This is a genomic window from Dermacoccus sp. UBA1591 (assembly GCF_002322065.1).
GTDB lineage: Bacteria > Actinomycetota > Actinomycetes > Actinomycetales > Dermatophilaceae > Dermacoccus > Dermacoccus nishinomiyaensis.
The window spans coordinates 449-1615 of sequence record NZ_DCNR01000032.1 but is presented as its reverse complement, the minus strand read 5'-3'; the positions used below and the strand labels follow the sequence as shown (position 1 = coordinate 1615).

Below are 1167 nucleotides of genomic sequence, written 5' to 3'. Positions count from 1 at the left end.
GCGGGGCCCCACTCACACGTTCACCGGCAAACCTGGGCAACTGACTCGAACCAGGCCTTTGCAATAGCCCAGGAATGCGGCTGACCGATGTCGAGATGCGCCGTACTTTGCACACGACACGCCTCGGACATTGCACAGTCGGGCCCGGAGCCACCCGCTTGCGCAAAGTCGAGGCAGACCGGCCCTGGAAGCGTTCAGGCACCTCGTGCGATGGAAGCAGTCGGCTCGAACGGACCGTCTGCGTGGCTCGCTGGCGCCGCCATCGGGGCCGGTTTCGGGTACGCCTCGGCCAACATCGTCGGCGCTATGATGACCGCAGCGGGGTTGGCCCTTGCCTTTGTCACCCTGCGACTGGACGCGCGCGAGCGTCGCCACATCTGATCCCCGCACAACGCATCTCATTACCGCAACGCAAGGGAGAACCCCATGAGTGCCACCCTGCCCCTGGCCAGCCAGAACGTCCTCATCATCGGCGGCGCGCGCGATATCGGGTTCGCCATCGCGAACGCCATCCACGAAGCAGGCGCAACACCTGTCATCGGTGCTCGCGACCTGGTGAAAGCGCGCGAGGCCGCTGAGCGGATCCCCGGAGCGCGAGCTGTCAGCATCGACATCACCGACGAAGACAGCATCGTGCGCGCTCTGGACGAGGTCGGACCACTCGATCACATCGTCACCACCGCGTCTGCGCATCACAACGTGCCGGTCTCGCAGCTCGACCACGATCATGTCGTCTCCGCCTTCGAGGCCAAGGTGATCGGTCCGATGTTGCTGGCGAAGCATGCAGCCAAGACGGTTCGCCCCGACGGCAGCCTTCTGCTGTTCTCCGGCGTCGCCGCGTGGAACCCGTCGCCCGGATACGCCGTCATGGGCATCACGAACGGGGCGGTCACCTACGCCGTCACGCATCTCGCAAAGGAGCTCGCTCCCATCAGGGTCAACGCGATCTCGCCCGGCATCATCGATTCCGGCAGCTGGGATGCGATGGGAGACAACGCGAAGCACGAATTTCTCGAGGACTCCGGGCGCGCGACCCTGGTCGGCCGAGTGGGGCGGAACGACGACATCGCACGTGCCGCCCTGTGGTTGCTCGAAGGGTCGTTCGTAACCGGCGAGACCATCCACGTCGACGGCGGCGCACGCATCGCCTGACCATCCGGCAAGACC

1 protein-coding gene is annotated in these 1167 nt (G+C 65.6%); it reads left to right on the top strand.

Annotated elements, in window-relative coordinates:
* Positions 1 to 426 precede the first annotated feature (426 nt).
* Positions 427 to 1152, top strand: coding sequence for an SDR family oxidoreductase (locus B2284_RS03645; RefSeq protein WP_038566877.1), 726 nt, complete (start codon positions 427 to 429; stop codon positions 1150 to 1152).
* Positions 1153 to 1167: the final 15 nt, after the last annotated feature.

Bases quoted from the DNA above. Each gene is read 5' to 3' on its own strand.
- B2284_RS03645 (WP_038566877.1), top strand. From the start codon at position 427: ATGAGTGCCACCCTGCCCCTGGCCAGCCAGAACGTCCTCATCATCGGC.